General features: G+C 68.4%; 28 protein-coding genes and 3 tRNA genes. 6 read left to right on the top strand and 25 right to left on the bottom strand.

What is annotated here, in order from left to right; translation table 11 throughout:
• Nucleotides 1-19: 19 nt before the first annotated feature.
• The 6 genes from AC1DB8_RS02420 to AC1DB8_RS02395 all read right to left on the bottom strand — a co-directional run bounded on the left by AC1DB8_RS02420 (nucleotide 20) and on the right by AC1DB8_RS02395 (nucleotide 5,488).
• Nucleotides 20-679, bottom strand: a complete 660-nt coding sequence (locus AC1DB8_RS02420; RefSeq protein ID WP_441416978.1) for an SDR family oxidoreductase — start codon at nucleotides 677-679, stop codon at nucleotides 20-22.
• Nucleotides 680-840: 161 nt separating this feature from the next.
• The gene (locus AC1DB8_RS02415) at nucleotides 841-1,692 is read right to left on the bottom strand and encodes a hypothetical protein (RefSeq protein ID WP_476892088.1); all 852 of its coding nucleotides are present in this window, start codon (nucleotides 1,690-1,692) and stop codon (nucleotides 841-843) included.
• 207 nt (nucleotides 1,693-1,899) lie between these two features.
• Nucleotides 1,900-1,973: transfer RNA gene (locus AC1DB8_RS02410), tRNA-Met, on the bottom strand.
• A 62-nt stretch (nucleotides 1,974-2,035) separates the two neighbouring features.
• Nucleotides 2,036-2,107: transfer RNA gene (locus tag AC1DB8_RS02405), tRNA-Thr, on the bottom strand.
• A gap of 270 nt (nucleotides 2,108-2,377) precedes the next feature.
• Nucleotides 2,378-4,414: a DEAD/DEAH box helicase gene (locus tag AC1DB8_RS02400; protein WP_441416972.1), complete on the bottom strand. Its 2,037-nt coding sequence runs from the start codon at nucleotides 4,412-4,414 to the stop codon at nucleotides 2,378-2,380.
• 426 nt (nucleotides 4,415-4,840) lie between these two features.
• Complete coding sequence (locus AC1DB8_RS02395) at nucleotides 4,841-5,488, bottom strand: MOSC domain-containing protein (RefSeq protein ID WP_441416971.1); 648 nt, start codon at nucleotides 5,486-5,488, stop codon at nucleotides 4,841-4,843.
• Between the two features lie 54 nt (nucleotides 5,489-5,542).
• Here AC1DB8_RS02395 and AC1DB8_RS02390 point away from each other — a divergent pair, with 54 nt between their 5' ends.
• Nucleotides 5,543-6,730 carry an acyl-CoA dehydrogenase family protein gene (locus tag AC1DB8_RS02390; RefSeq protein ID WP_476892087.1) on the top strand — a complete coding sequence of 396 codons (1,188 nt, stop codon included), beginning with the start codon at nucleotides 5,543-5,545 and terminating at the stop codon, nucleotides 6,728-6,730.
• Nucleotides 6,731-6,817: 87 nt separating this feature from the next.
• Here the strand turns inward: AC1DB8_RS02390 and AC1DB8_RS02385 are convergent, their stop codons facing one another.
• The 6 genes from AC1DB8_RS02385 to AC1DB8_RS02360 are packed head-to-tail and all read right to left on the bottom strand — an operon-like array spanning nucleotide 6,818 to nucleotide 13,456.
• On the bottom strand, nucleotides 6,818-7,627 hold the full coding sequence (locus tag AC1DB8_RS02385; protein ID WP_476892086.1) for an SDR family oxidoreductase: 810 nt from the start codon (nucleotides 7,625-7,627) through the stop codon (nucleotides 6,818-6,820).
• A 22-nt stretch (nucleotides 7,628-7,649) separates the two neighbouring features.
• Complete coding sequence (locus AC1DB8_RS02380) at nucleotides 7,650-8,984, bottom strand: MFS transporter (protein WP_476892085.1); 1,335 nt, start codon at nucleotides 8,982-8,984, stop codon at nucleotides 7,650-7,652.
• The gene (locus AC1DB8_RS02375; RefSeq protein WP_476892084.1) at nucleotides 8,981-9,499 is read right to left on the bottom strand and encodes a winged helix-turn-helix transcriptional regulator; all 519 of its coding nucleotides are present in this window, start codon (nucleotides 9,497-9,499) and stop codon (nucleotides 8,981-8,983) included. The genes AC1DB8_RS02380 and AC1DB8_RS02375 overlap by 4 nt, the downstream gene beginning before the upstream one ends.
• A gap of 55 nt (nucleotides 9,500-9,554) precedes the next feature.
• The gene (locus AC1DB8_RS02370; RefSeq protein ID WP_476892083.1) at nucleotides 9,555-10,832 is read right to left on the bottom strand and encodes a glycosyltransferase family 87 protein; all 1,278 of its coding nucleotides are present in this window, start codon (nucleotides 10,830-10,832) and stop codon (nucleotides 9,555-9,557) included.
• Between the two features lie 6 nt (nucleotides 10,833-10,838).
• A complete protein-coding gene (locus AC1DB8_RS02365; protein WP_441416965.1) occupies nucleotides 10,839-12,053 on the bottom strand; it encodes a cystathionine gamma-synthase in 1,215 nt (404 codons plus the stop codon).
• A gap of 17 nt (nucleotides 12,054-12,070) precedes the next feature.
• Nucleotides 12,071-13,456 carry a cystathionine beta-synthase gene (locus AC1DB8_RS02360; protein ID WP_441416964.1) on the bottom strand — a complete coding sequence of 462 codons (1,386 nt, stop codon included), beginning with the start codon at nucleotides 13,454-13,456 and terminating at the stop codon, nucleotides 12,071-12,073.
• Nucleotides 13,457-13,587: 131 nt separating this feature from the next.
• On the opposite strand from AC1DB8_RS02360, the gene AC1DB8_RS02355 reads away from it, so the two are divergent.
• Entirely contained in the window at nucleotides 13,588-14,721 is a 1,134-nt protein-coding gene (locus AC1DB8_RS02355; protein ID WP_476892291.1) for an SLC13 family permease, read from the top strand.
• Nucleotides 14,722-14,728: 7 nt separating this feature from the next.
• Here AC1DB8_RS02355 and AC1DB8_RS02350 read toward each other — a convergent pair whose 3' ends face one another.
• Entirely contained in the window at nucleotides 14,729-15,226 is a 498-nt protein-coding gene (locus tag AC1DB8_RS02350; RefSeq protein WP_441416963.1) for a VOC family protein, read from the bottom strand.
• A gap of 114 nt (nucleotides 15,227-15,340) precedes the next feature.
• On the opposite strand from AC1DB8_RS02350, the gene AC1DB8_RS02345 reads away from it, so the two are divergent.
• On the top strand, nucleotides 15,341-16,321 hold the full coding sequence (locus tag AC1DB8_RS02345) for a DNA-3-methyladenine glycosylase family protein (protein ID WP_441416962.1): 981 nt from the start codon (nucleotides 15,341-15,343) through the stop codon (nucleotides 16,319-16,321).
• Between the two features lie 80 nt (nucleotides 16,322-16,401).
• Here the strand turns inward: AC1DB8_RS02345 and AC1DB8_RS02340 are convergent, their stop codons facing one another.
• Together AC1DB8_RS02340 and AC1DB8_RS02335 are read right to left on the bottom strand one after the other, a co-directional pair.
• Nucleotides 16,402-17,322 (bottom strand): hypothetical protein, encoded by a 921-nt coding sequence (locus tag AC1DB8_RS02340; RefSeq protein ID WP_476892082.1) that lies wholly within the window; start codon nucleotides 17,320-17,322, stop codon nucleotides 16,402-16,404.
• 132 nt (nucleotides 17,323-17,454) lie between these two features.
• Nucleotides 17,455-19,131: an AMP-binding protein gene (locus tag AC1DB8_RS02335; protein ID WP_476892081.1), complete on the bottom strand. Its 1,677-nt coding sequence runs from the start codon at nucleotides 19,129-19,131 to the stop codon at nucleotides 17,455-17,457.
• 112 nt (nucleotides 19,132-19,243) lie between these two features.
• Here AC1DB8_RS02335 and AC1DB8_RS02330 point away from each other — a divergent pair, with 112 nt between their 5' ends.
• Nucleotides 19,244-19,522: a putative quinol monooxygenase gene (locus AC1DB8_RS02330; RefSeq protein WP_476892080.1), complete on the top strand. Its 279-nt coding sequence runs from the start codon at nucleotides 19,244-19,246 to the stop codon at nucleotides 19,520-19,522.
• 106 nt (nucleotides 19,523-19,628) lie between these two features.
• Here the strand turns inward: AC1DB8_RS02330 and trxA are convergent, their stop codons facing one another.
• From trxA to AC1DB8_RS02290, 8 genes are all read right to left on the bottom strand, one after another.
• The gene (gene trxA, locus AC1DB8_RS02325; protein ID WP_175321340.1) at nucleotides 19,629-20,036 is read right to left on the bottom strand and encodes a thioredoxin; all 408 of its coding nucleotides are present in this window, start codon (nucleotides 20,034-20,036) and stop codon (nucleotides 19,629-19,631) included.
• A 79-nt stretch (nucleotides 20,037-20,115) separates the two neighbouring features.
• Nucleotides 20,116-20,661 (bottom strand): acyl-CoA thioesterase, encoded by a 546-nt coding sequence (locus AC1DB8_RS02320; RefSeq protein ID WP_441416957.1) that lies wholly within the window; start codon nucleotides 20,659-20,661, stop codon nucleotides 20,116-20,118.
• Nucleotides 20,662-20,710: 49 nt separating this feature from the next.
• Nucleotides 20,711-21,439: a Type 1 glutamine amidotransferase-like domain-containing protein gene (locus AC1DB8_RS02315; protein ID WP_476892079.1), complete on the bottom strand. Its 729-nt coding sequence runs from the start codon at nucleotides 21,437-21,439 to the stop codon at nucleotides 20,711-20,713.
• A 30-nt stretch (nucleotides 21,440-21,469) separates the two neighbouring features.
• Nucleotides 21,470-21,874: a VOC family protein gene (locus tag AC1DB8_RS02310; protein WP_476892078.1), complete on the bottom strand. Its 405-nt coding sequence runs from the start codon at nucleotides 21,872-21,874 to the stop codon at nucleotides 21,470-21,472.
• A 21-nt stretch (nucleotides 21,875-21,895) separates the two neighbouring features.
• On the bottom strand, nucleotides 21,896-22,453 hold the full coding sequence (locus AC1DB8_RS02305) for a GNAT family N-acetyltransferase (protein ID WP_476892077.1): 558 nt from the start codon (nucleotides 22,451-22,453) through the stop codon (nucleotides 21,896-21,898).
• Nucleotides 22,443-23,606, bottom strand: a complete 1,164-nt coding sequence (locus AC1DB8_RS02300) for an EAL domain-containing protein (RefSeq protein WP_441416953.1) — start codon at nucleotides 23,604-23,606, stop codon at nucleotides 22,443-22,445. Before AC1DB8_RS02300 ends, AC1DB8_RS02305 begins: the two co-directional genes overlap by 11 nt.
• Nucleotides 23,603-23,779, bottom strand: a complete 177-nt coding sequence (locus AC1DB8_RS02295; RefSeq protein WP_441416952.1) for a DUF1059 domain-containing protein — start codon at nucleotides 23,777-23,779, stop codon at nucleotides 23,603-23,605. Before AC1DB8_RS02295 ends, AC1DB8_RS02300 begins: the two co-directional genes overlap by 4 nt.
• Nucleotides 23,780-23,890: 111 nt before the next feature.
• A complete protein-coding gene (locus AC1DB8_RS02290; protein ID WP_441416951.1) occupies nucleotides 23,891-24,283 on the bottom strand; it encodes a DUF7793 family protein in 393 nt (130 codons plus the stop codon).
• Between the two features lie 146 nt (nucleotides 24,284-24,429).
• Here AC1DB8_RS02290 and AC1DB8_RS02285 point away from each other — a divergent pair, with 146 nt between their 5' ends.
• Nucleotides 24,430-25,143 carry an alpha/beta fold hydrolase gene (locus AC1DB8_RS02285; protein WP_441416950.1) on the top strand — a complete coding sequence of 238 codons (714 nt, stop codon included), beginning with the start codon at nucleotides 24,430-24,432 and terminating at the stop codon, nucleotides 25,141-25,143.
• 98 nt (nucleotides 25,144-25,241) lie between these two features.
• Here the strand turns inward: AC1DB8_RS02285 and AC1DB8_RS02280 are convergent.
• Nucleotides 25,242-25,323, bottom strand: a tRNA-Tyr gene (locus tag AC1DB8_RS02280).
• Between the two features lie 150 nt (nucleotides 25,324-25,473).
• A complete protein-coding gene (locus tag AC1DB8_RS02275; RefSeq protein ID WP_441416949.1) occupies nucleotides 25,474-25,728 on the bottom strand; it encodes a hypothetical protein in 255 nt (84 codons plus the stop codon).
• A gap of 200 nt (nucleotides 25,729-25,928) precedes the next feature.
• On the opposite strand from AC1DB8_RS02275, the gene AC1DB8_RS02270 reads away from it, so the two are divergent.
• Nucleotides 25,929-26,420 carry a YajQ family cyclic di-GMP-binding protein gene (locus AC1DB8_RS02270; RefSeq protein WP_138768479.1) on the top strand — a complete coding sequence of 164 codons (492 nt, stop codon included), beginning with the start codon at nucleotides 25,929-25,931 and terminating at the stop codon, nucleotides 26,418-26,420.
• Nucleotides 26,421-26,521 lie beyond the last annotated feature (101 nt).

The following is a 26,521-nucleotide window of genomic DNA, read 5'->3' as shown; positions in this document are numbered from 1 at the left end:
ACGGGTCCAGTTCGCCGGTTTAGCTCACGGGACCGAGGGCCGCGGCGAGCGGCAGGGTTCCGTCGCGGAACTCGATTGTCCGCCCTGCGGTCTGCGGCAGACCCAGCACCGCGGCGGCGACGAGCGCCACGTTGGAGCGCGAGGTGCCGGTGCCGTCAGAGGTATCGGTGGGGTTGACGTCCAGCAGACCGTTGCCGGGGCCGTCGGTCAAGGCTCCCGGGCCCAGGATGGTCCACTCCAGGCCGCTGCCACGCAGGTGGGCGTCCGCGGCAGCTTTGGCCTCGGCGTAGGCGTGGAAGCTGTTGTCCGCGGGGACGCCATGGTCCGGCCCGGCCCCGAGGTAGGAGACCATAACGTAGCGCCGGACGCCGGCGTCGCCCGCGGCGTCGATCGACCGGATGGCCGCGTCCCGGTCCACGGCATAGGTGCGTTCCGGGCTACCGCCGCCCGCGCCGGCGGACCATACCACGGCGTCGTGGCCCTTCAACGCTTCGGCGATTTCCGCCGTCGTCGATTTCTCCACGTCGAGAACCAGCGGTGTGGCGCCGGTGGCGGCGACGTCGTCGCGATGGTCCGGGTTGCGGATGATGGAGGTCACCTCGGCCCCGTCCTTCGAGAGGATGCCGGACAGTTCCATAGCCACTTTTCCGTGGCCGCCGATGATTGCGATTCGCGTCATCGTCCCATTCTGTCCCACGAGTGCTGTCCCCGCACCCGGTACGTGGCCATTCGAGCGCGTTGCGCTATCACTTCGGGCGGTTGTGGGCGCGGCAGAACAGCCATAAGTGACAGAGCAACGGCGGAACCCGGACCGCCCCAACCCGGGTGGCCGCGTAGTAGTTACCCGATGGTGTAGCCGTTGAAGCCGTGGCCGATCTGCACGCGGTGCTTGAGTCCGCGTTCACTCGCGTAGAGCCACAGCCCGCCGTGGTTGTCCGTGGCGACGAAGTCGATGTAGCCGTCCACGTTCACGAAGTCGCCGTCCTCGACTATGCTCCTGTACTTGCCCCAGCCGGAACCGTAGTTGAACGGCGACCGGTGGACGTGCGGCCCGTAGTGGCTGTCGTAGGTGAAGTAGTAGGGCCAGAGCGTGCCGTGCGTGTCCCGGGCCAGGAAGTCCGAGTCGTTGTACCCGCGCGAGGCGACCAGCATGTGTCCGGCCCATCCGGCGCCGAGCCGCTGGCGGGTCAGCCAGTGGATGCTGTGCGATCGGACCTCATACGGATACCGCCACAGCGTGCCGGAGCGGTCGATTGCCAGGAGCGCGGGTTCGTGTGAGGCGGGGATGATGCTGGTCATCTGGTTCCAGCCGCCGCCGGTGCGTATCCGTTTGAGCCAGCCGCCGTGGCCGTTGCTCGGGATCGCCCAGAGGGTTCCTTCGCGGTCCCGGGCGAAGACGCCCGTATATTGGGCCGGACCGGGCACCACCCCTTCCAGAATGGGGGTGTAGTGCCACCCCGTGCCGGACCTAATACGCGGTTTCAGATGGCCGTCCCCTTCGTTGGGGTAAAGCCAGAGTGTGCCGTGGCTGTCCTGCGCGAGCAGGTCCGGACGGCCGTCGCAGGTGAAGTCGCGAACACCGGACCCACACGGCGCCGGTTGCAGTGCGGCCTGCGCCGGGGCGGCGAAGATGCCCGCGGCCAGGAGCAATGGCCAGGTGATGCTGATCAGAAGACGCAGGCTTGCTTTCATGGCCCGGAGCCTAGACCCGTGTGCCATTGTGCACACGAGTATCAAAACCCGTGACTAGTACGACCCGTACGCAAGTAGCGGCTGCCGCCCTCGGCGCTCACCTGGTTCCGCGGATATGAAACGCAGCTAGCAGGATCCCCACGAGCTGCTTCTTCGTGGCGGTTAAGACAAAACGACCCCGCAGGCCGGGCCTGCGGGGTCTTTCTGTAGCGGCGGGGAGGCTCGATCTCCCGACCTCACGATTATGAGTCGTGCGCTCTAACCAACTGAGCTACGCCGCCACGAATGAGAAAAACCTGCGCCAAGCCGGTCAAAAACCGCCTTGACGCAGGCCCTCATTCAGAGCCCCCCACCGGAATCGATCCGGTGACCTCGTTCTTACCAAGAACGCGCTCTACCACTGAGCTAGGGGGGCAACGAGTAAATACTCTACCGGAAGATTCGGCTCCCAACAAATCGGCCGGCCTCCCCTGCCGGCGGTGCCAAAATCCGCGCGATTTCGGGGGTATCCCGGGCCTTCGGGCATCCCCCGCGGGCCCATTCCGGCCGGTCCGCACCCCGGATGTGACGAAGGCGACTCACGGGTCCGGAGCGTGCCAGGAACTGCGCACGCTCCGGACCTTAAAGCAGGACGGGCCGGCTCAAAGAGAGCCGGCCCGTCCTGGCACTGCCTAGTAACTAGGGGTTACCACTTGTTGCGGGGCTTGAAGCCGCCTTCGGTGCGGGGCTTGCGGGTGTCGGTGCCGACGCTGCGCTCGTTGCGATCGCTGAAGGAGCGGCCGCCGCGGTCAGCCGAGGAACGCTCGCCGTCGTTCTTGCGGAACTCGCGCTTGAAGCCGCCGTTGCCCTTGAAGTTGCCGCTGCCACCGGAGTAACCGCCGCGCTCGCCGCCACGGTTGCCCTGGTAGGCGCCCCGGTCGCCGGAGGGCTTGCGGCCGTTGTCCAGCTCGAGGTGGATCAGCTCGCCGCCGATCCGGGTGCGGGACAGTGCCTTCAGCTGATCCGGGCTCAGGTCCGCCGGGAGCTCCACGAGGGAGTGGTCCGAGCGGATGTCGATGCCGCCGATCTGGGCCGAGGAGATGCCGCCTTCGTTGGCAATGGCGCCCACGATGGAACCCGGCATGACGCGCTGGCGGCGTCCGACGGCGATCCGGTAGGTGGCGTTGCCCTCGGTCAGGGTGCGGGTCGGGCCACGGGAGCCGAACCCGTCCTTGGAGCGCTCGCGCTTCTGGAATTCCGGCGCGGCGGGCAGTTCCTTGACCAGGAGCGGCTGTCCGCCCTGCGCCATGACGGCCAGTGCGGCGGCAATCTCGGCGGCCGGAACGTTGTGCTCTTCCTCGTAGGAAGCGATCAGGTCGCGGAACGCCGAGACGTCCTCAGATTCGAGGGTTTCGGTGATCTTCTCGGCGAACTTGCCCAGGCGCAGGGTGTTGACCGTTTCCGCGGTAGGCAGGTGCATCTGCTCCACCGGCTGGCGGGTGGCCTTCTCAATGGAACGCAGCAGGTACTTCTCCCGCGGGGTCATGAACAGCACGGCGTCGCCGGAACGGCCCGCGCGGCCGGTGCGGCCAATGCGGTGCACGTAGGACTCGGTGTCGTGCGGGATGTCGTAGTTGATCACGTGGCTGATGCGCTCGACGTCAAGGCCGCGGGCGGCAACGTCGGTGGCGACGAGGATGTCGATCCGGCCCTCCTTCAGGGCCTCGACCGTGCGCTCACGCTGCTGCTGCGGGATGTCGCCGTTGATGGCTGCGGCCTGGAAGCCACGCGAGCGCAGCTTGTCGGCCAGGTCCTCGGTGGCCATCTTGGTGCGGACGAAGGCGATGACGCCGTCGAACTCTTCGACCTCGAGGATGCGGGTCAGTGCGTCGAGCTTGTGCGGGCCCATGACCTGCAGGTACCGCTGACGCGTGTTGGCGCCGGTGGTGGTCTTGGACTTGACCTGGATCTCGGCCGGGTTGTTCAGGTACTGCTTGGAGAGGCGACGGATCTGGCTCGGCATGGTGGCAGAGAACAGTGCAACCTGGCGGCCCTCGGGGGTCTGCTGGAAGATCTGCTCCACGTCATCGGCGAAGCCCATCCGCAGCATCTCGTCAGCCTCGTCCAGCACAAGGTACTGGAGTTCGGACAGGTCCAGGGAACCCTTGGCGATGTGGTCGATCACACGGCCGGGGGTACCGACGACGACCTGGGCGCCGCGGCGCAGGCCGGCCAGCTGGGGTCCGTAGGCGGAGCCGCCGTAGACCGGCAGGACGGTGAAGTCGTCGATGTGCTTTGCGTAGGAGGTGAAGGCCTCCGCGACCTGGAGCGCAAGCTCGCGGGTCGGAGCCAGGACCAGGGCCTGCGTCTTGCGGGAGGGGCCGTTCAGGTCGTGGAGTTCGGCCAGCCGGGACAGTGCCGGTACTGCGAATGCTGCAGTCTTACCGGTACCGGTCTGGGCCAGGCCCACAACGTCGCGGCCTTCAAGCAGCACCGGGATGGTCGCTGCCTGGATCGGGGACGGCTTCTCGTAGCCGACGTCCTGCAGGGCGGCAAGGACGCGGGCATCAATGCCGAGGTCGACGAAGCGGAGACCGGTTTCGTCGTCACCGGCATCGTTCGGGGTGTTTTCGGCCGCGGTTTCCACCGGCGTGGTGGCTGCTTCGGCGGCAGGGGTTTCGGTGATCTCGACGTCGGCCTGGGTGTTTTCAGTGTCGACGGAGTTGTCCTGATTTTCGGGCATAGGGGAATCTTCCTCATCCATAGGGGCCAGGCGGCACAACCCGAGGTGAGCGGAGCCGCAGTACACGTGCCGTAATTGCCGGGCATACGTTGACCGGCCGGTCACATAGAAGCCCGGCGCTTTCGCAATCCCGTGGCAGGACTTCCCGCTGCAACTCTTGGCTGCTATCCCAGCAGTCTGTACAGCGTTTTCTTTAGCCGGCTCTCCCTATGAAAATGCCCGCATCACAGTAGCGGGCCCCAACACTTGCCAGTCCTGCCTCAAAAATTGGGCAGGAATAAGGGATTTCCGGAGTGGGGGATATTTCAAGTGTAAGGCATGCACACCTGCAGGTGGTAACGCAGGGGCCGACGGCGGCGGTGAGCTTGCGCACATGCCGCACCGCCCGGGCCTGTGCGGGCCCCGGACCGCGCTCCGGCGGGCGTGCTAGTCCGCCGGCTGCAGCTTCGCAAATTCCTGGTGGTACTCCGGCTGCAGCCGGATCAGGCCATCGGCGTCGGCATCCCGCAGCGCCTCCATGTCCTGGACCGTGGGGTCGGAGAACCATTTGCCGATCGTCACGCCGTGCGCCGGGACGTAGAGCCGGTGGATGTGGTCCCCCGCCTGGATGCTGCCGGTGCGCACCACGCGCAGATAGGTGCCTACAAGTCCGGCCTCGGTGAACCGCTTGACCCAGTGGGGTTCGTTCACGCGCCGCTGGAAGGTGCTGCACGGCCGGCGGGGCGAGGTGACTTCCACTTCGACGTCGAGCCCGATCTTCCAGCGTTCGCCGATCACCGCGTTGGTGGCGTCGATGCCGGCAACCCGGAGGTTCTCGCCAAAGTATCCGGGCGGGATGTCCCGTCCAAGTTCCGCGGCCCAGTAGTCGGCGTCGGCCTGGGAATAGGCGTACAGCGCCTGGTCTTCGCCGCCGTGGTCGATCCGGTCGGCCTGGATGTCACCGCGGAGGCCCAGCCGGTGGACTTTCACGGGTCCGTCCACGGGACGCTTGTCGATGGCGGTCACGCCCAGTCGTCCCTCGTCGCTGAGCAGCTGGTGCACCCGGCAGACGGCAAGCACAGAAGCGGTGTTCATGGCACCAGTGTAGGCCTGGGGCAGCGTCCGGGCGGCGGAACGTAGGATGCTCCCATGAGCAGTGTTGGAGCAACAGACGTGTCCGATGTCCTGGCGATCGATTCCCTGCTGAGCGCCGAAGAGCTGGCTGTTCGGGAAAGGGTCCGCGATTTCACCAGCCAGCGGATCCGGCCCGGGATCGCAGCCTGGTATGACGACGGCGTCTTCCCGCTCGAACTGGCAGCGGAACTGGGCGAGCTGGGCGTGCTCGGGATGCAGCTGGAGGGCTACGGCTGCCCGGGCCGCTCCGCCGTCGAGTACGGCCTGGCCGCGATGGAGCTCGAGGCCGGCGATTCCGGCATCCGCACCTTCGTCTCGGTGCAGGGTTCCCTCGCCATGACCGCCATCCACCTGTGGGGCTCGGAGGAGCAGAAGCAGGCGTGGCTGCCCCGGATGGCCGCGGGCGAAGTGATCGGCTGCTTCGCCTTGACCGAGCCCACCGCCGGGTCGGACCCGGCGGCGATGCAGACCTTCGCCCGGCGGGACGGTACGGGCGATGACGCCGGCTGGATCCTGGACGGGGCGAAGCGCTGGATCGGGCTCGCCTCCGTCGCGGACGTGCTGGTGGTGTGGGCAACGACCGACGACGGCGTGCGCGGCTTCCTGGTGCCTGCCGGCACGCCGGGGGTGACTGCCACGCCGATCGGGCAGAAGCTTTCGATGCGCGCCTCGATCCAGTGTGATGTGGGCTTCGACGGGGTCCGGCTGGGCCCCGAGGCGCAGCTGCCCGCCGCCCGCGGGCTGCGGGGACCGTTCAGCTGCCTGAACGAGGCACGCTACGGGATCGCCTGGGGCGCGATGGGCGCCGCCCGGGACTCCTACGAGGCTGCGCTGCGGTACTCGCAGGAGCGGCTGCAGTTCGGCAAGCCGCTGGCCGGGTACCAGCTCACCCAGGAGAAACTGGTGAACATGCTGCTGGAAATCCAGAAAGGCACCCTGCTGGCGCTGCAGCTGGGCCGGCTCAAGGACGCCGGGAAGCTGAGGCCGGAGCAAATTTCGCTGGGCAAACTGAACAACGTGCGGGAGGCCATCGCGATTGCCCGCGAAGCCCGCACCATCCTGGGCGGGAACGGGATCACGCTGGACTATTCACCGCTGCGGCATGCCGCCAACCTCGAGTCGGTGCGCACCTATGAGGGCACCGACGAGGTGCACACCCTGGTCCTGGGCCAGCACATCACCGGGCTGGCCGCCTTCCGCTAGCGGCGCGGGGTGAGATGACAGTTCGCGGCAGTGTTGCCGCACCACACTGCCGTGAACTGTCATCTCGACGGCGGCGATGGCGCGGCCTCAGGCGGAGAAGCCTCCGTCTGCCTTGACCAGCTGCCCGGACACCCAGCGGCCCTCGGGTGAGAGCAGGAACGCCACCGTCCCGGCCACGTCCGCGGGGGTGCCGAGCCGGCCGCCGGGATGCCGGCGGGCCAGGTCCTCGCGCAGTTGCGGGTCCATCCAGCCGGTGTCCACCGGCCCCGGGTTGAGCACGTTGGCGCTGATGCCCTGCGGGCCCAACTCCCTCGCGGCCGCGATCACGATCCGGTCCAACGCGCCCTTGGACGCCCCGTACGGCAGGTTGAACGCGGTGTGGTCGCTGGTCAGCGCCACGATTGCACCGCCTTCAGCCGGCGCCTGCCGGGCAAATGCGGCGATCAGCTGCCAGCTGGCGCGGGTGTTGACGGCGAAGTGGCGCTCAAAGCTCTCCAGGGACGTGTCCAGGATGCCCGAGTCCACGGATTCGGCGTGGCTCAGCACCAGACCCTGCAGGGTGCCAGCCTCTTCCGCCACTGCGGCCATCAGCCGGTCCACGGCCTGCGGATCCTCGAAGTCGGCGGGCACGGCCAGCACGGCGGCGCCGGTCGCCTGCAGCTCGGCGGTGAGGCGTTCGACGTCGTCCGGCTGCACGCCCCAGGGCATCCGGGTGTCGTAGTCCTGCCAGTAGGTGAGCACCAGGTCCCAACCGTCCGCTGCGAGCCGCCGCGCAATGCCTGCACCGATGCCGGCGAGCCTTCCGACGCCGGTAACCAGGGCCGTCTTGCGCTGCACCGGCGGGGCATCGGCGGCCGGCGTGTCCGGGTTATCTGGCCTGGGCGGGGTGGAAACCATGGTGCCCAGCCTAACGTCCGGCCTAGGCCGGGACCGGGACGGCCGCCTGCTTTCCGGTGTCCTTGCGGATGGTCGCGCTGATGACGGCGGCGATGGTGCACATCGCCGCGGCGGCGAACCAGGCGTACGTGTACTGGCCGGTGGCGTCCCGGACGGCACCGGCCGCCAGCGCTGCCGCGGCGGCGCCGAGCTGGTGCGCGGCGAAGACCCAGCCGAACACGACACTGCCGTCCGCGCCGAACACCTGGCGGCAGATCGCGGCCGTCGGCGGGACGGTGGCTACCCAGTCCAGGCCGTAGATGACCACGAAAACGATCATGCTGGGCTGGATCTCGGCGCTGAGCAGCAGCGGCAGCACCAGCAGCCCGATGCCCCGGAACTGGTAGTAGACGGCGAGCAGGATCCGTGGATTGAAGCGGTCCGTCAGCCAGCCCGAGGCGATGGTGCCGAGAATGTCGAAGATGCCGACGACGGCGAGCAGGCCGGCGGCCGTGGTTTCGGCCATGCCGTGGTCGTGGGCGGAGGGGATGAAGTGGGTGCCGATCAGTCCGTTGGTTGTGGCTCCGCAGATGGCGAAGCCGGCCACGAGTGCCCAGAACGTCCGGACCCTGCTGGCCCGCTTGAGCACCTGGAGCGCCCGGACGGCGGCATTCCGGCGGGGCCCGGCCGGGACGGCCGGCTCCCCCGGCGTTGCGGTCCCGCCGGCTGTAGCCTCACCCTCCGCGGACTCGGTCTCGGCGCCATACGGCAGCGCACCGACGTCGGCCGGTGAGTTCTTCAAGAACTTCAGCACCAGCGGCACCACCGCCAGGGCACCGGCGGCGATCAGCAGCGAGGCCTGCCGCCAGCCGGGGCTCTGCGCGAGGGCGGCGATGAAGGGCAGGAACACCAGTTGCCCGGCCGCGCTGCCCGCGGTGAGGATGCCGATCACCAGCCCGCGGCTCTTCACGAACCAGGTGTTGGCGACCGTGGCGGCGAACACCAGTGCCATCGATCCGGTGCCGAGTCCGATCAGCAGCCCCCAGGTCAGCAGGATCTGCCACGACTGGTTGACCAGGACGGTCAGGGCGCTGCCTGCCCCGATCAGCACCAGCGCCACGGCGGTCACGGCGCGGATGCCGAAGCGCTCCATCAGGGCCGCGGCGAACGGTGCCGTGAGGCCGAACAGCACCAGGTTGATGCTGACCGCGGCCGAGAGGACAGTGGTGGACCAGCCGAACTCGGTCTGCAGGGGCACCATGAGCACGCCCGGGGCGGCCCGGAAACCGGCAGCGCCGACCAGTGCCAGGAACGCGACGACGGCGACGATCCAGGCCGGATGGATGCGTCGCCGGGTGGAGAGGCGGGGCTCACTCATGCTGCGGTTCCGTTCTTCCGTGTCGCCGGAGCGGTGGCGAGGGGGACCGGGCCGGCGGTCCGGGTGAGGCTGTGCCAGCTGGTGTTTTCGGCCGTGAGCCGTTCGCCGCAGGCCGTGCAGCTGTCCGCAGAGGAGGTGCGCTGCCCGCAGCCGCTGTGGACCACAAACATGTGCGCCTGTTCGGACGGCGCGGCCAGGTGCTTCTCGGACCAGATCACGACGGCGTTGAGCACCGGCAGGGCGTCCTCGCCTTTGGCGGTGAGCACGTACTCCTGGCGGCGGCGGCCGCCGTCGTCGTCGTAGGGGCGGCGGGTGAGCAGGTCGGCGTCGACGAGTGCTGCCAGCCGCCGGGTGAGGACCGAGTCAGCAGCGCCCAGCCGGGCCTTCATGGCGTCGAAGCGTCCGTTGCCGAAGAAGACTTCGCGCAGGACCAGCATGCCCCACGGGTCGCCGAGGATGTCCAGGCCGCGGGCCATGCTGCAGTTGCGCCGGGACCAGTCGGATCGAAGTGCCATACCGGCAGATTAGCTGGCTTTCTTCAAGATAGCTAGAGGCCGCAGCTGGCGGGATCTAGAGGTGCGGGCGCAGCCCGGCGCGGGACGGCCGGTAGGCCAGCGCCCAGTACGCCAGCATCGCCATCCCGCAGACCACGCCGAGGCTGGCGACCGTGAGCTGCCACTGCGTAGTGGGATCCTTGCCCCACTCGTGTGCCCCGGCCATCACCGCGAGGTACTTGGGGGTGAGGTAGAAGGCGACGGCGGAGGCGGCGACGATGGTCCAGCCGGCCAGCCGCATTTTGCCGTCGCGCGAGGGGACTCGGTGGATGGCGAACCCCATGCACGGCAGCGCCACGGCCATCCAGACCCAGTGGTGGGACCAGGACACCGGGCTGATCAGCAGCATCAGCAGCGCGGTGGCGGACACAGCCACGAAGTTCTCCTCCGCGTCAACCGCCCACTTGATCACCAGCGCGGCGACGGCGGCGAGGCCCAGCGCGAGCACCAGCCAGACCACGGAGGTCAGGGACGAATCCGGCATCCCCAAGTGCAGCAGCAGGCCCTTGACCGAGAGGTTGTCCACGTAGGCCGGCCCACCGATCCGTCCGGTGTCCGGCAGGATCTTGGTCCAGAACGTCACCGAAGCGGTGGGCAGCATGGCCCAGGCCAGCGCGATCGAGCCGAAGAACCCCGCGGCCATCCAGCCCAGGGCCTTGAAGTCGCGGCGGACCAGGAAGTACAGGCCGAAGGCGAGCGGGGTCAGCTTGATCCCGGCCGCGATCCCGATCAGCAGGCCCGCCGGCCAGCGGAACTCGCCGGCCCGGGATTTTCCGTAGAGTGCGAAGTCGGCCAGGATCAGGCCCATCAGGATGATGTTGATCTGGCCGAAGTCGAAGGTATCCCGCCACGGGCCCATCAGCAGGATCGCCGCGGTGCCGGCCAGGGCGACGGCCCGGAACCGCCAGTCCGCGACGGCGTCGCGCCAGCGGCCCAGCCCGAAGTAGTGCCGGGTCAGCCAGGCGGACACGACGGCTGCGCCGAGCAGCGCGGTGGCAGTGAAGACAAAGCCGCCGGCGCTTTGGCCCAGGGTGGCGAGGGCGGCGAAGATCAGCGCGGCGAACGGCGGGTAGGTGAACGGAAGCCCGTCGCGCGGGGCGTAGAGCTCGTTCACGCCGGCTTCGCCGGTTTGCAGCACCCGGTTTCCGCCGTAGAAATAGACCTCGAAGTCGTTCAGCAGCGGGATGTAGGCCGAGTACAGCACCACCAGGGCGGCGACGACGGCGGCCGCGCCGGCCGCCGTCGCGATCCAGCCGCGGATGGTGGAGCTGGCTGCCCTGGAAGTGCTGGTCACCGGAGGCTAGCTGCCCGTCTCAATGCGCGCGAAAGCCTGCTCGAGGTCCGCAATCAGGTCCTCGACGTCCTCGATGCCGCAGGAGAGCCGGATCAGGTTCTCCGGGACTGCCAGTTCGGTGCCCTTGACCGAGGCGTGGGTCATCTCGGAGGGGTAGTTCATCAGCGATTCGATGCCGCCCAGGGATTCCGCCAGCGTGAACACGGAGGTGGATTCGGCCACCTTGCGTGCCGCGGCCTCGCCGCCCTTGAACTGCACGGAGATCATCCCGCCGAACTTCTTCATCTGCTTCTTTGCCAGTTCGTGGCCCGGGTGGGAGGGCAGGCCCGGGTACAGCACGGCCTCCACCTCGGGGCGCTGCAGCAGCCATTCGGCCACGGCCTGGGCGTTGTCGCTGTGCCGGTCCATCCGCACGCCGAGCGTCTTGAGCCCTCGGGTGGTGAGGAACGCGTCCATCGGCCCGGACACGGCGCCGACGGCGAACTGCACGAAGCCGATCTTCTCGGCCAGCTCGGGGTCGTTGACGATGATCGCGCCGCCGACGACGTCGGAGTGCCCGCCGATGTACTTGGTGGTGGAGTGCACCACGACGTCGGCGCCGAGGGCCAGCGGGTTCTGCAGGTACGGCGAGGCGAAGGTGTTATCCACCACGAGGAGGGCGCCGGCGTCGTGCGCCACCTTGGCGAGCGCCTCGATGTCGGTGATCTTCATCATCGGGTTCGACGGCGTCTCCACCCAGACCAGCCGGGTCTTGCCGCCGGCCGCGCCGCCGTTCGATCCGCCTGCGGCGACGGCCTTCGCGACGGCGTCAAGATCGGACATGTCCACCGGGGTGTTGCCGATCCCCCACTCGCCCAGGACGCGACTGATCAGCCGGTACGTCCCGCCGTAGGCATCGTTGCCGAGCACGATGTGGTCTCCGGGCCGGGTGAGGGCGCGGATCATGGAATCCTCGGCGGCCAGGCCGGAGCTGAAGGAGAACGCCGCTGCGCCGCCCTCCAGCGCGGCGAGCTGCTCCTGCAGGGCGTCGCGGGTGGGATTGGTGCCGCGGCCGTATTCGTAGCCTGCCCGGAGGCCGCCGATCCCGTCCTGCGCATAGGTGGAGGAGAAGTGCACCGGGGGCACCACGGCGCCGGTGCGCGGCTCGAAGGCCTGGCCGGCGTGCACGGCCCGGGTGTTGAAGCCGGCGTTGGCCGTGGAAGAGCTTTCTGGCTGGGACATGGGACTCCTTGAACTGGTCAGTTGCTGAGGTAGGCGAGGAGGTCGTGGCGGGTCAGGATCCCCACCGGAGCGCCGACGAACGTCACCATCAGGGTGTCGGTGTCGGAGAGGAGTTCGCGGGCCGTCGAGATCGATTCGAGCGAACCGATCACGGGCAGCCGTGCCTCCATGTGTTCGGAGATCTTGTCGGTGAGGTTCGCCTCGCCGCGGAAGAGCTTGGCGGTCAGGGTGCGCTCGTCGACGGCTCCGAGCACCTCGCCCATCACGACCGGCGGTTCCTGGGACAGCACCGGGATGTGGGAGACGCCGTACTCGTTCATGATGTTGATGACGTCCCGCACGCTCTCGTTCGGGTGGATATGCACCAGGTCCGGCAGCTCGCCGGTCTTGGACTTGAGCACTTCTCCCACCGAGGCTTCGTCGCCGCCGGCGAGGAAGCCATAGGAGCGCATCCACTGGTCGTTGAAGATCTTCGCCAGGTAGCCCCGGCCCGAATCGGGCAGGATCACCACGACGACGGCGTCGGCGGGCAGGTCCTTGGCGGCCTGCAGCGCGGCGACGACGGCCATGCCGGAGGAACCGCCCACCAGCAGGCCCTCTTCCCGGGCCAGGCGGCGGGTCATGGCGAAGGACTCGGCGTCGCTGACGGCTATGACCTCATCCGGAACGGCCTTGTCGTAGTTGGCGGGCCACATGTCCTCGCCGACGCCCTCGACGAAGTACGGCCGGCCGGTGCCGCCGGAGTAGACCGAACCGGCCGGGTCGGCCCCGATGATCTTGACCACGCCGCCGTCGGCCTCGGGCCGGTCCGCGGAGACTTCCTTGAGGTAGCGGCCGGTGCCGGTGATGGTGCCGCCGGTGCCGGCGCCGATCACGCAGTGCGTGACTTTGCCGTCCGTGTCCTTCCAGATCTCCGGGCCGGTCGACTCGTAGTGGCTGGCCGGCGCGGCCGGGTTGGAGAACTGGTCCGGCTTGTAGGCGCCCGGGATTTCAGTGACCAGGCGGTCCGAGACGCCGTAGTAGCTCTGCGGGCTGTCCGGCGCGACGGCGGTGGGGGTAACCACCACTTCGGCGCCGTAGGCCTGCAGCACGGCGCGCTTGTCTTCGCCGACCTTGTCCGGGACCACGAAGATGCAGCGGTAGCCCTTCTGCTGCGCCACGAGCGCCAGGCCCACACCCGTGTTGCCGGACGTGGGCTCCACGATGGTCCCGCCGGGCTGGAGCTTGCCGCTGCGTTCGGCCTCTTCGACCATCTTGGCGGCGATGCGGTCCTTGATCGAACCGCCGGGGTTCAGGTATTCCAGCTTCACCAGGACCGTGGCGGCGATGCCGTCGGTCACGTGATTGAGTTTGACGAGCGGCGTGTTGCCGATGAGGTCCAGGACGGACTGGGCGTACTTCATAGGTACAAAGTTACCGTCTCCGGGACGGCGGGCACGTCGCGTCGCCGGCGCCGCGGTCCGGGTGCGACGATAAGGCAGTGAAGCGAAGGACCTGGTTGAAGACGCTGAGGAGCTACCTCGTCCCCGGCGGGATGCTCCTCGCCGGGGTGGCGGTGCTGGGCACCGGGCTGTTGCCCTGGCCCGCATTCGAGGAGCTCACCGGCCGCACGGTGCCCGTACTGGGCTTCGTGGTGGCCATGTCCCTGGTGACGGAACTGGTGGATGACGCCGGGCTGTTCCGGGCCGTCACGGACCGACTGGCCGCACTGGGCCGGGGCAGCGTGCTGCTGCTCTGGCTGCTGGTGATCGCGCTGGCAACGGTCTCCACCGTGTTCCTGTCGCTGGATACGACGGCGGTGCTGGTCACGCCCGTCGTCGTACTTCTGGCCGTCCACGCCCGGATCCCGCCGCTGCCCTTCGCGCTGACTACCATCTGGCTCGCGAACACGGCCTCGCTGCTGCTGCCGGTGTCCAACCTGACCAACCTGCTGGCCCAGTCCCGGCTGGGTCTCAGCCCGGCCGCCTTCGCCTCGCTGGTCTGGGCCCCCGCGCTGGTTGGGATCCTGCTCCCCCTGGCTCTGCTCTGGCTGGCCTTCCGGAAGGATCTGCGGGGCCGCTACGGCCCCCAGCCGGTCCACCGGGTGCGTGACAAGGTGCTGCTGTACGCCTCGGCTGGCGTGATGCTGCTCCTGCTCCCGGCCCTGGTGTCCGGAGTGCCGGTACAGATTCCCGCCGCTGCCGCGGCCGCGGTCCTCCTGGGGCTGTTCCTGTGGCGGCGCCGCTCGGCCCTCCGCTGGGCCATGGTCCCGTGGCGGCCGCTTATGCTCACCGTCGGCCTGTTCATGGTGGTCGAGGCGTTGCACGCCAACGGCCTGACCAAGGTCCTGGCGGGCGTCGCCGGGTCCGGGGAGAGCCTTCCCGCGCTGCTCCAACTGGCGGGGCTCGGCGTGGGAGCCGCGAACACCGTCAACAACCTGCCGGCCTACCTCGCGCTGGAACCGGCGGGCGGCTCGCCGGTGAGGCTCGCGGCCCTCCTGATCGGCGTGAACCTTGGCCCGCTGGTGAGCCCCTGGGCGTCCCTGGCGACCCTGCTCTGGCACGAGCGCCTGCGGGCCCTCAACGTCGAGATCCGCTGGGGCGGCTTCGCGCTGGCCGGCCTCGCCGCCGTCGTCCTCACGGTTCCCCTCGCGGTCGTGGCCCTCTGGCTGGCCAGCGGCATGCACTAGGCGCGGGTCAGGCCCCGATGTCGTTTCCGGCGGTTTCGCCGCTGCCGCCGGCCGGAGCCGGTGCCGCGGGCGCGGCGTTCTGCCACAGCCCCACTACGTTGCCCTCGGTGTCCGTGAAATACGCGTTCCAACCGGACCCCGGCACCTCCATCTTTGCCCGCTGCACCGAACCGCCCCGGGCCACGATCTGCTCCAAGGCGGCGTCGATGTCGTCGACGTCGACGGTCACCACCGGGGCGGTGAGCTCGCCGCGGCGGAACAGGCCGCCGTTGATCGACCCGGAGACCGCGGGCCGGCCCTCCTCGTCCATCGGGGTGGTCAGCGCCAGGCTGTATTCCATCTCCGGCATGACCTGGAAACCCCAGCCGAACACCGAACTGTAAAACTCACGCGCACGGTTCTCGTCGTCCGCGGGAAGCTCGAAGTGCACCACTCCACCAGCCATCACACTCTCCTGACCATCAAGGGATCCGATCCCGGGGCGGGCGCGGGAAGTCCGGGCCACAGCCGGAGTCTAGTCCCGTCCGGGGCCGCGGATAAGGGCCGTCCGGTTGCGCGCATCCCTCCGCCCAACAGCCCGGATGTGCCCGCCGTCGGCCGGGCGTGGGAACATATTCGAGTGACCACCGCAGAGCTCCCCGCCGGCGTGCCCGCCGCGGCGGACGCCTCGCTGCGGTGGCACCCGGGCGGCCCGTTCGATCTCCTGCAGACCCTCGGCACGCTCCGCCGGGGCCACGGCGATCCGTCCATCCGGGTCACTGCGGACGGCTTCTGGATGGCGTTCACGACGGCGGCCGGTCCGGCCACGCTGCGCCTGGCGTCCGCGGGTCCGGCGGCCGCGCCCTGGATCGAGGCGCGCGCCTGGGGGCCCGGGGCAGCCGCGGCGATCGAGGCCGTTCCGCGAATGCTGGGACGCGACGACGACTGGACGGCCTTCGACGAACCCGGCTTCCACGCCACGCTCCCCCGGATGGTTGTCGACGCACGACGCCGCAACCCCGCCCTCCGGCTGCCGGCCACCGGGCGGATGATCGATTCCCTGGTGCCTACGGTGCTCGAGCAGAAGGTCACGGTGATCGAGGCACGCCGCGGCTACCGCTACCTGATGTACCGCTTCGGGACAGCGGCGCCCGGCGCCGGCACCGTGGCCCCCGCCAACCTCCTGGTCCAGCCCACGCCCGAGCAGTGGCTGCGCATCCCGTCCTGGGAATGGCACAAGGCCGGAGTCGGCCCGCAACGATCGGACACCGTCATGCGGGCGCTGCGTTCCGCGGCCGCGCTGGAACGGCTGGCGGCGCTGCCGGCGGCCGAAGCGGCCGCGAAGCTGCAGACCCTTCCCGGGATCGGCGTCTGGACGGCGGCCGAGGTGGTGCAGCGCACGCACGGCTGTCCGGACTCGATCGCGGTGGGCGACTACCACCTCGCGGCCTACGTCGGCGCGGCCCTGACCGGGCGGCGGACCGACGACGCCGGGATGTTGAGGCTGCTGGCGCCCTGGGCCGGGCACCGCCAGCGGGTGGTGCGCATGATCGGCCTCAGCGGGTTCCGCAAGCCGGTTTTCGGGCCGCGGATGACCATCCAGGACCACCGCGGCCACTGACCGGCGCCGCTGAAGCAACGCGGGGTCACATCCGGCCCATCCGGGGCGCCTTTATAGGCGCGATCTGACCCCGCGTTGCGTTAGACCGAGCGGAGCCGGGTCTTCTTGATCCGGCCAACGAGGGCTTCGAAGCCATCGGCGAGGTCATCGGCGTTGGCCTTGAAGTACGCCCAGCCAGCGCCGCGGAACGCTTCGTCCCGCCGGATGTCCCTGGATTGTTGTTCCCGGGTGAGGTGGTGGGCGCCCTCGTACTGGATGGCGATGCGGTACCTCCGGTAGCCCAGGTCTGCGGCCGGCGAGCGCCGGTCGTCAGGGTCCAGCCTGATCTGAAGCTCCGGCTCCGGTAATCGCGCGTCCATCAGCGCCAGCCGCAGAAAGGTCTCCGGGAACGAATCCGCCCCCACCCGCATCTCGTCCAGGGCCAGCCGGGCTTTCTCGACGCCCTTCATGTTGGGATGCTGGCGGATGAGTAGCCGCAGTCCGTCCTTGTACGCGTAGGGCTCTGAGCGCTGTTCCAGTCCAGGCCGGGGTATCCGAATGATCTGGTCGCCCAGGGCGATGAGGTAGTTGAGAGGCAGGCCCGAGGCGAGATCCAGCCAGGTCCGCGGCGGTGCCGTCACAGGGACGCCGTCGACGTCGGTCAGCTCGCCGGGGATACACCGCACGCGGTGTCCCGTAACCCCGGCCCGGCGGACGCGAGGCAGTTCGTGCGGCTTGCTGAGATGGATGGTGGAACACCCGCCCAGCCACGGCGGCAGTCCGAGCCGGGTGAGCACGGCGGCGGTCTCGTGGGACACCCAGGCGCCGGGCGTGGCTGCGCTGAGTACCCGGGCACGTTCGAAGATCTCCAGGTGCCTGCCGGCCGGCAGATAGATGAGACGGCCGCCGTCGGACAGGTCCTTCGCCCGGAGCCGCTTGGACGTAACGCCGACCGCACGGGAATCGTAGACCGTGAACGGCGTCTGGAAGAGACTTTCGGGGAGCGGCACAATGCGGACCATGGGCACCATTGTGGCCGCGGATTAGGCTCGCTGCCTGAGTTATCCACAGGCCTGCCCAATTCGAAGCATCGCAGGGTCACTTACGGCCCATCCACGGCCCCGCGATGGGCCGTAAGTGACCCCGCGTTGCGGTCAAAGATGCAGTCTGGCGACGGCTTCCTGGCGCATGTCCACCTTGCGGATCTTGCCGGACACGGTCATCGGGAAACTTTCCCGGACGTCCACGTAGCGCGGGATCTTGTAGTGCGCCAGCTTGCCCCGGCAGAATTCCGCCAGCCCCGCGGCGTCCAGCCTGCCGGCTCCGGGCTTGAGGATCACGCACGCCATCAGTTCCTCACCGTACGTGGCGTCAGGGACACCGATCACCTGAACGTCCTGGATATCCGGGTGCGTGTAGAGAAACTCCTCGATCTCGCGCGGGTAGACGTTCTCGCCGCCGCGGATCACCATGTCCTTGATCCGGCCCTCGATCACCAGGTAGCCGTCCTCATCCATGCGCGCCAGGTCGCCGGTATGCATCCAGCCTTCGGCGTCGATCGCCTCGGCCGTCTTGTCCGGCTGGTTCCAGTAGCCCTGCATCACGGAGTACCCGCGGGTGCACAACTCGCCGATCTCGCCGCGCTGCAGCACCTCCCCGGTCACGGGGTCCACGATCCGGTTCTCCAGCTGCGGCATGGTGCGGCCGACGGTCTGCGTGCGCTGGGCCATGGTGTCCCCGTCGCGGGTCATGGTGGAGACCGGAGAGGTCTCGGTCATGCCGTAGCAAATGGCCACGTCGCGCATGTTCATTTCCGAGATCACCCGGTTCATGACCTCGATGGGGCACAGCGACCCGGCCATGACGCCGGTGCGCAGCGTCGAGAGGTCGTAGGAGGCGAAGTCCGGCAGCGCGAGTTCGGCGATGAACATGGTCGGCACGCCATAGAGCGACGTTCCGCCGAAGTCCTGCACTGCCTCCAGCGCGGCGGCCGGCGTGAACCCGCGGCCCGGAATGATGGTGGCGGCGCCGTGGCTGAAGGCGGCCAGGTTGCCGATCACCATTCCGAAGCAGTGGTAGAACGGCACCGGCAGCACCACCCGGTCGTGCTCGGTGTAAGCCAGCAGCTCGCCGATGGCGAAGCCATTGTTGAGCAGGTTGTGGTGGGTCAGGGTGGCGCCCTTGGGAAAACCGGTGGTGCCGGAGGTGTACTGCAGGTTGATCGCGTCGTGCGGGTCCAGTTCGGCCATCCGCGCCTTCAAGCCGGCGTGCGCGACGTCGTCGGCCCGCCTCAGCAGCTCGGCGAATGTCCGCTCCGCCTCATTTTCCGGGACCCCGGCGGTGAGGCCGGGCTGGCCGGAATCGGGCAGGAACACGACTTCGCGCAACTCGGGACATTCCGCCAGCGCCTGCCGGGCCATCACCGTGTAGTCGCTGTTCCGGTCCGACGGCGCCGCCACCAGCATCCGCATGCCGTTCTGCTTGACGACAAACTCCAGCTCGTGGCTGCGGTACGCCGGATTGACGTTGACCAGGATCGCCCCGATCTTCGCTGTGGCGTACTGCAGAATGGTCCATTCGGCGCAGTTCGGGCTCCAGATTCCGATCCGGTCTCCCTTGGCGACGCCGAGCGCCAGCAGCGCGCGGGCCAGCCGGTCGACGTCGTCGTTCATCTTGGTGTAGCTCCACCGCCGGGCCTCCCCGCCGGGAACCGCCGCGGCCTCGATCAGCGCGTCGTGGTACGGGAACCGGGCGACGATCCGCTCAAAGTGGTCGCCGATGGTTTCATCGATCAGCGGGACGTCAGTGTCCCCGGCTGTGTACGCAAGCATGGTGTGACGCTACCAACAGGCCGCCGGCAAGAGAAGGGCAAAGCGTGGAAGTCCTAGGAAATCTTCAGGACATCTTCCGACGCCGGGTCGGCCGCCCGGTAGGGTAAAACCCATGAGCGCACCCATTGACCTGCAGGCCACTTTCATTCCCAACGAGGGCGAATTCTTCCGCGTGAAGCTTGCCCTCGAAATCGCGATCGACGAGGTCGTCAACGAACCCGGCTGCATCCGATATGAGCTGACCGAGGCGAGCGAGGACAAGCTGGTGCTGACCGAGCAGTGGGCTTCCCAGACAGACTTGGACAAGCACTCCAAGGGCACCGCGGTCCAGGACCTGAACGAGTCCCTGAGCGCCTTGCTGGCCGAGCCGGTCAAGCTGGAAAAGCTCTAAGCCCGCCCCGCCTCCGAACACAAACGCGGGGTCACCTCGCGCCGGTAATCCCTCAAGGGATGGGCGCGAAGTGACCCCGCGTTGCTGTTTGTTGCGGCAGTCCGGCTTAGATATCCGGAATCTGGCTGCCGTCCTGCTGGGTTGCGGCGGCCTCGGCCTGGGAACGGGCCACGTGCGCGTGGACCTCCTCCATGTCGAGGGCCTTGACGGCGTCGACCACCTGCTCCAGCTGCTGGGCGTTCAGCGCACCGGGCTGGGAGAACACCAGTACCTTTTCGCGGAAGGCCATCAGCGTGGGGATCGAGGTGATACCGGCCTCGGCGGCAAGCTGCTGCTCCGCTTCGGTGTCCACCTTGGAGAAGACCACGTCCGGGTGCTTCTCCGAAACGGCCGAGTACGTGGGGCCAAACTGCTTGCACGGGCCGCACCATTCGGCCCAGAAGTCTACGAGGACAATGTCGTTGTCCTCGACGGTCGATGCGAACTGTTCACCTGTAATGTCTACGGTAGCCATGCGTCAACGGTACGCGAGCCGCCCGCGAAAGTCCCCTGCGTTTCGCTGATGGCACATCCCGGCGGGCACGGCGCGGAGGTCACGCCCAGACGTGCGGGGCGGGGCGGCGGGCGCCCGGCAGCGCGTTCGTTTCCCGCCACTCGTGGATCCATTCGGGCAGCTCCAGGTCCGCCGGCGGCGCCCCGAACTCGCGGATGATCTCTTCCTGGCTGACCGGCTTGCCCTTGCTGACCAGCCGGGTGGCGATGTGGGCGCGGGCGTAGATTTCGCCGTCGACCACCATGCGCTGCTCAAAGTAGATGGCCTTCTCATCCAGGCCGATGACCTTGGACTCGATGGTGTACTGCTGCCAGAGCTGCAGGGAGCGGCGGAAAGCGATCGTCTCCCCCGCCACCACTGGCGTCCAGCCGCGCCGGCGCATGGCCTTCCAGGTCCCGCTGCGTGCCATCAGGTCGAAGCGGCCCAGGTCCATCAGCGAGAGGTACATGCCGTTATTGACATGCATTGCGATGTCGATGTCTGTCGGGAGCACGCGGAGCGGCAGCGAGGACGTGTCCCAGATGCTCAGCGGCGAGCGCCGGGCGGACTTGATGAGCAGGAGGAGGGTGCGGAGCAGCAGGTGCATGGGACTATGTTACCCGCGGGTAACAAAGGTGCCAAGAAGGGTCGGCCGCTCAGCCGGCGGACAGCACCGCCACCGTGGCCTTGCGGCCGGAGCCGCGGATGGTCCAGCAGTTCCCGGTGCCGAGCACCTCAAGGTCCTCGAGGCCCGCGTGGCGCAGCACCAGCGCGGTGTTCTCGTCCACGGCCACGGCCCGGTCAACCAGGCCCTCCGCCACCGCCGCGACCGCGCGGCTCAGGGTTCCGGCCTGCGCGGTATGGACGTCGACGGCGAACGGCACCAGGCCCAGACCGTCGCGGACGTCGAGTTCGTCAAGGCCTTCGGAGCATTCCTCCGAGCACACCTCGATGCCCCGGACCCGGTATCCGCCCACAAGCGCCCGCTGCGGCGCGATCATCGCCCCCGCGGAGAACCCCAGATAAGGCACGCCCGAAGCGACCGCCTTCCGGATTGCCGCGGCCGAGGCCTGCAGGCCGGCCAGATAGTCCGGGGCGGGGCCGCCTCCGACGAGGATCCCGTCGACGTCGTCGAACGCCCCCGGGTCCGCCGGCTCGTGGGAGCGCAGCAGGATCGGTGTCAGCTGGCAGGGCGTGCGGCTCTGCAGCGGCTCCAGGTACGCGGGGAGGAAATACTCCGAGCTGCCTTCGCGGTCGAACAGCACGACGACGATCCGGGGAGGCCGGCTTCCCCCGCCGCGGTTCCGGACATCCTTGACGAAGCGGTCAAAGATAACCGGGGTGGTGACGGTATCGGGGCCCCCGCCCACCAGGATGATGCTCATGGGTATCACGGTACCCGCCCGGCCGCCGGGTCAGCCGGTGGCGACCAGCTCGACTTCGAAACCGTCCGAGTTCACCAGGTAGGCAGCGTAATGTCCGGGGCCGCCGGCGTGCGGATATTTTTCCGGAAACAGCTCGGTCCAGCCGTTGCCGGGGCCGTCCGCGGCCAGCGCGTCCACGTGCTCCGGCGTTCCGCCCCGGAACGCCAGATGGTTCAGCCCGGGCGCGGTGCGGTGGTGGTTCCGGCCGTCCAGGTCGGGTGACTCCTCGACGACGATGTACGTGGCGCCGCGCCGCCAGCTCCGCCCGCGGGGCCAGTCCTGGAACTGCCCGTAGCCGAGCCTGGTCAGCAGCCAGCCCCATTCGTCCCGGGCCCGCGCAAGGTCCGGCACCCAGAGCTCGACGTGGTGCAGGTCGCCGAAGGATTCGTCAGTCACTGTGTGAGTCTCGCACGTGCCTCAGTGCAGGATGCGCTGGAACAGGAGATGGTCCTGCCAGGCGCCCGCAATCTGCAGGTACTCCGGGGCATGTCCGATCTGCTGGAACCCGGCCCGCTGCAGCACCCGCTGGGAAGCGGCATTGTGCGGCAGCGTGGCCGCCTGGATCCGGTGCAGGCCCAGCGCGGTGCTGGCGGCTCCGACAACATGGGCGACGGCGGCCGATCCGATGCCCCGCCCGTTGAAGTCCTGATCCACCCAGTACCCGAGGTTGGCGCTGAGGAAAGGCCCGCGCACGATGCCGCTCAGCGTCATCGTCCCCACGGCCTCCCCGCCGGCCAGCAGGACCCACGGAACGCCGGTTCCGGCGCCGAACATGGCGAGTTTGCCGCCGATGTTGGCGCGCTGCCCCTCCGTGGTGAAGAACTCGGCGCTCCGGGCCGGTTCCCAAGGCGCAAGATGATCCCGGTTCCGCCGGTACGCGGCCCCCAGCCGTTCGGCGTCGGAACCGCGAAGCAGCCTGATGCGGAGACCGCCGGGCAGCTCTCCCGCCAGCGCGCTTGGGGCGTCAGTCGTCACGTGCCCCTGCCGTCCCGGTGAGCGCAATGATCATCCGCTCCATCCTGGCAACGCCGGCGAAACGCCCCGCGTTGTCCGTCACCAGGAGCGAGTCGAACCTCTGGTTCTTGGGCCTCGTCATGGCCCGGGCCAGGGCCTGGCTGAGCGGGGTATCGAGGTTCACGCGCATCCCGGGGCTGACCACGCCCAGTGCGGACGCTCCGGCGTCCAGCACCGCGACCGGCCGCAGGTGCTCGCCGAGCAGCACGACGGCCTCCAGCGCCGGGTTGGCCGCGAAGGCGTCAGCGGCCTGGGTGACGCTGCCGGCCGTCGTCGCCGGTTCGACGACGTCGCGGATGACCGTCTTGTGTGCCACCGGACGGGCGCTGGCGAGGCGGTGGGCCAGGTCAAGATCAATGCCGGCCCAGGGCGGGGCGGGCCGGGCGAGGTAGTAGCCCTGCACGAGCGGGACGCCCAGCGAGACCAGTGCCTCGAGCTCCTCCGCCCGTTCGACGCCCTCGGCCAGGATCCAGGCGTCGACCTGACTCGCAAACGCGCCGAGCATCCCGATGAGGGCACGCTTCGCCTCATCACGGTCGACGTCCTGGATCAGGTCCCGGTCGATCTTGATCAGGGCGGGGCGCAGGGCCAGCAGGTGGCGCAGTCCCGCGTAGCCGGCTCCGGCGTCGTCGACGGCGATCAGGGCACCGGCGGCGCGCAACTGGTTGAGGTCCGGTTCCAGCTCCACGTACGAGTCGATCGGTGTTTGCTCTGTCAGTTCGACGATCAGGCCGCCCAGTTTGCCCTCGTCGCGCCAGACGCTGCGGATGCATTCCGTGGTCAGCAGCTCCGGTGAGACGTTGAGGGTCAGGAAGCAGTTGGCCGGCAGGGCGGCGCGGGCCTTGAGCGCGGTGCGCAGCGCGGCCGCTTCGAGTTCAGCGGCTTTCCCGTGTTGACGCGCAGCGGCGAACCAGACTTCGGGGTTCTTCTCGGCATAGCCGGGAAACCTGGCGAGGGCTTCATAGCCCACCACCGCTCCCCGCGCGGTATCAACGATGGGCTGGTAGGCAGCCGCCAGGCCTTCGCCGCGGCAGGCCGAGGCCAGCAGCCCATCCCAGTCCGGCGGTGCAGTGGCGCCGGACCCGGAAGGTGGACCGCCCGCCGCAGGAATCAACTAACCGGGTGGATTGCTTTGTGCACCGAGTCGACGAGCTCGGCGGGAAGCTCGGTCAGGCCGTGCACGGACGCGGCATGGGCGCCGACCTGGACCAGGATTTCGTCATCGGTGCTGCAGACCCAGCGGGCTTCACAACCGGGAACAACGTCACCACATGCAAACGATTTCATGTCAACTCCTCAGGCTCATTCGATCAACGCGCCTAACCCTACTCCGCAGTAATGCCGGATCGGCCGATTATCCGCCCGGGTGTCGCCGGAGCCTCCGGTGCCGCGGAAGGATCAGCCGGCGACGCTCTGCGGTTCGTCGCTGGCGGCCAGCTCACCCAACCACTCCAGGGCGTCGGCGCGGGAGGTGAAGTAGCGTTGCGGGCAGTCGTTTCCGCGGCGCATCCACGCGGCGACAACCCGGTCCACGTTCGATTCGCCGACGAGTGCCACGGAGGAAACGAAGCGGCTCTCCAGGTAATGGTTGCGGGCTCCGGCGGTCAGCTTGACGTCGCTGATGTCGATCAGCAAGGGCAGCATCCGCCCGGCGCTGATTTTTGAAATGGCAACGACGGAATCGACGGCGTCCGCCGTATCGAGCATGGACCCGGAGGCCCAGGCCAGCCGAAGAATTCCGCTCTCATCCAGGTTGAGCGTCCCCTTGCCAGCTGCCAGGACTATCTCCATGTGATTCCCCCTCCTGCGACAGAGTAGCGCCTCAGCGGGCCAAGATGTGACGCCGGGCACGTTTTCGACCGGAAAATGACGTTCGACGGCGGAAACCCCCTGCGTTGCGCGCCTTCGCCAGCGGCCGGACCGCGTAGGGTGCCGTCATGGACATCATCCTGGTTCCCGGTTTCTGGTTGGACGCGTCGTCGTGGTCGGAGGTCACGCCGCCGCTGGTCGCCGCGGGGCATCGGGTCCACCCGCTCACGCTGCCCGGGCTGGAGTCGGCTGACGCACCGCGCGCCGGCATCGGCTTGCGCACCCACATCGACGCCGTCGTGGCCGCCGTAGACAGGGTGGATACCCCGGTGGTCCTGGTGGGCCACTCCGGCGGCGGGGCGATCATCCATGGCGCCGTGGATGCGCGACCGGACCGCGTTGCCCGCGCCATCTACGTGGACAGCGGCCCGCTGGGGGACGGCGGCGTCGTCAACGACCAGCTGCCGGCCGACGGCGACGAGGTGCCGCTGCCGCCATGGGAATTCTTCGAGGACGAGGACCTCGTTGACCTGGACGAGGAGCTCCGGTCCGCCTTCCGGGCCCGCGCCGTCCCGGAACCCAAGGGCGTTGCCTACGACCAGCAGAGGCTCCACGATGACCGCCGCTACGACGTTCCGGCAACTGTCATCGCCTGCGAATTTCCGACGTCGGTGCTGCTCGAATGGATTGCCGCGGAGCAGCCGTATGTCGCGGAGCTGGCACGGATCCGCGACGTCGAATACCTGGACCTGCCGACCGGGCATTGGCCGCAGTTCACCAGGCCCGCGGAACTGGGTGCTGCCATCGTCGCCGCCGTGGACCGAACGCCGATTGCTCCATAACTGCCGTTTTCACGTCCCGTAACGGCACCTACGGAGCAGTCGCGCAATAAAACAAAAAAGCCTCCGGAACCGTTTGGTTCCGGAGGCTTTCTCGAGGGTGGCAGATGAGGGATTCGAACCCCCGTAGGCGTTGCCAGCTGATTTACAGTCAGCCCCCTTTGGCCGCTCGGGTAATCTGCCGAACTTCAAAAGAAGATCACTCGCGGCTTCCATCTGCCGAACGCCTGTTTCCAGTCCGTTCCGCTTCCAGCAACCGCGGGCAAGACAACTTTACAGAACTTCCGCCGAAGAATCGAATCGGCGCCGCGTGGCCCCGGGTGGCCCGGAATATCAGGCTTCTCCGAGGATGCGGCCGGCGAGTTTGGCCTCGAACTTCGCCGCCTGCTCGGCGGTGACCTGGTTCAGCTGCACCGCCCGGGCCAGGTCCGCCTGCACGCCACCGAGGCGGGCGGAAGCGTCTGCGGCCGGGCTGAGGATGATGGAGGCCGCCAGGGCCGCGGCGGCCACCGACGTCACCGCCGTCGTGATGGAACCCGCGGCTGCGGCGGTGGTGCTGCTGACGTTACGGATGGCCCTGCGGTTCATGTGCCCTGCCTTTCAAGCGGCTCTTCCAACGGTCCCAACTCTCCCGGGCCAAGCTTCGTTCCCCCCGGGGTTCAGCTTTGAGCCAACTGTGAAGACCGGCCGCCCCGCGGCACCTTCACATCCGGAGCATCCGTACTAGGCTGGAATGCAGAAAACACCGCCCTCCAGCAGGGCGTCCGGACAACATCAGGAGGACAGTCATGGCAGGCGAATCCACATTCGACGTCGTCAGCAAGGTCGACAAGCAGGAAGTCGCCAACGCGCTGAACCAGGCGCAGAAAGAGCTGGCGCAGCGGTACGACTTCAAGGGCGTCGGCGCCGAGGTCGACTTCAGCGGCGAGAAGATCCTGATGAAGGCCAACTCCGAGGAGCGGGTGCTGGCCGTCCTCGACGTGCTGCAGTCCAAGCTGATCCGCCGCGGCATCTCGCTGAAGTCCCTCGACACGGGCGAGCCCTACCCTTCCGGCAAGGAATTCCGCCTCGAGGCCACCATCAAGGAAGGCATTGCCCAGGACCTCGCGAAGAAGATCAACAAGTTGATCCGCGACGAGGGCCCCAAGTCGGTCAAGTCCCAGATCCAGGGCGACGAGCTGCGCGTGACGTCCAAGTCCCGCGACGACCTCCAGGAAACCATGAACCTGCTGAAAGGCTTCGACGAGGCCGATCTCCAGTTCGTGAACTTCCGCAGCTAGCTGCGCTCCGCGTCGGGCACTACCCTGCGACGCACAAAAGGGCTGGCGCCACCGGTATTCCGGCAGCGTCAGCCCTTTTGTGCGTCATGGAACCAGGTGCG

This window comes from Arthrobacter sp. 10N410, assembly GCF_056394945.1.
The sequence above is the reverse complement of the archived record's forward strand: the minus strand, read 5'-3'. Positions and strand labels throughout refer to the sequence as shown.

Excerpts from the sequence above, each read along its gene's own strand:
- AC1DB8_RS02420 (WP_441416978.1), bottom strand. The coding sequence starts at position 679 with ATGACGCGAATCGCAATCATCGGCGGCCACGGAAAAGTGGCTATGGAA.
- AC1DB8_RS02415 (WP_476892088.1), bottom strand. The coding sequence starts at position 1,692 with ATGAAAGCAAGCCTGCGTCTTCTGATCAGCATCACCTGGCCATTGCTC.
- AC1DB8_RS02400 (WP_441416972.1), bottom strand. The coding sequence starts at position 4,414 with ATGCCCGAAAATCAGGACAACTCCGTCGACACTGAAAACACCCAGGCC.
- AC1DB8_RS02395 (WP_441416971.1), bottom strand. The coding sequence starts at position 5,488 with ATGAACACCGCTTCTGTGCTTGCCGTCTGCCGGGTGCACCAGCTGCTC.
- AC1DB8_RS02390 (WP_476892087.1), top strand. The coding sequence starts at position 5,543 with ATGAGCAGTGTTGGAGCAACAGACGTGTCCGATGTCCTGGCGATCGAT.
- AC1DB8_RS02385 (WP_476892086.1), bottom strand. The coding sequence starts at position 7,627 with ATGGTTTCCACCCCGCCCAGGCCAGATAACCCGGACACGCCGGCCGCC.
- AC1DB8_RS02380 (WP_476892085.1), bottom strand. The coding sequence starts at position 8,984 with ATGAGTGAGCCCCGCCTCTCCACCCGGCGACGCATCCATCCGGCCTGG.
- AC1DB8_RS02375 (WP_476892084.1), bottom strand. The coding sequence starts at position 9,499 with ATGGCACTTCGATCCGACTGGTCCCGGCGCAACTGCAGCATGGCCCGC.
- AC1DB8_RS02365 (WP_441416965.1), bottom strand. The coding sequence starts at position 12,053 with ATGTCCCAGCCAGAAAGCTCTTCCACGGCCAACGCCGGCTTCAACACC.
- AC1DB8_RS02360 (WP_441416964.1), bottom strand. The coding sequence starts at position 13,456 with ATGAAGTACGCCCAGTCCGTCCTGGACCTCATCGGCAACACGCCGCTC.
- AC1DB8_RS02355 (WP_476892291.1), top strand. The coding sequence starts at position 13,588 with ATGCTCCTCGCCGGGGTGGCGGTGCTGGGCACCGGGCTGTTGCCCTGG.
- AC1DB8_RS02340 (WP_476892082.1), bottom strand. The coding sequence starts at position 17,322 with ATGGTCCGCATTGTGCCGCTCCCCGAAAGTCTCTTCCAGACGCCGTTC.
- AC1DB8_RS02335 (WP_476892081.1), bottom strand. The coding sequence starts at position 19,131 with ATGCTTGCGTACACAGCCGGGGACACTGACGTCCCGCTGATCGATGAA.
- AC1DB8_RS02330 (WP_476892080.1), top strand. The coding sequence starts at position 19,244 with ATGAGCGCACCCATTGACCTGCAGGCCACTTTCATTCCCAACGAGGGC.
- trxA (WP_175321340.1), bottom strand. The coding sequence starts at position 20,036 with ATGGCTACCGTAGACATTACAGGTGAACAGTTCGCATCGACCGTCGAG.
- AC1DB8_RS02320 (WP_441416957.1), bottom strand. The coding sequence starts at position 20,661 with ATGCACCTGCTGCTCCGCACCCTCCTCCTGCTCATCAAGTCCGCCCGG.
- AC1DB8_RS02315 (WP_476892079.1), bottom strand. The coding sequence starts at position 21,439 with ATGAGCATCATCCTGGTGGGCGGGGGCCCCGATACCGTCACCACCCCG.
- AC1DB8_RS02295 (WP_441416952.1), bottom strand. The coding sequence starts at position 23,779 with ATGAAATCGTTTGCATGTGGTGACGTTGTTCCCGGTTGTGAAGCCCGC.
- AC1DB8_RS02290 (WP_441416951.1), bottom strand. The coding sequence starts at position 24,283 with ATGGAGATAGTCCTGGCAGCTGGCAAGGGGACGCTCAACCTGGATGAG.
- AC1DB8_RS02285 (WP_441416950.1), top strand. The coding sequence starts at position 24,430 with ATGGACATCATCCTGGTTCCCGGTTTCTGGTTGGACGCGTCGTCGTGG.
- AC1DB8_RS02275 (WP_441416949.1), bottom strand. The coding sequence starts at position 25,728 with ATGAACCGCAGGGCCATCCGTAACGTCAGCAGCACCACCGCCGCAGCC.
- AC1DB8_RS02270 (WP_138768479.1), top strand. The coding sequence starts at position 25,929 with ATGGCAGGCGAATCCACATTCGACGTCGTCAGCAAGGTCGACAAGCAG.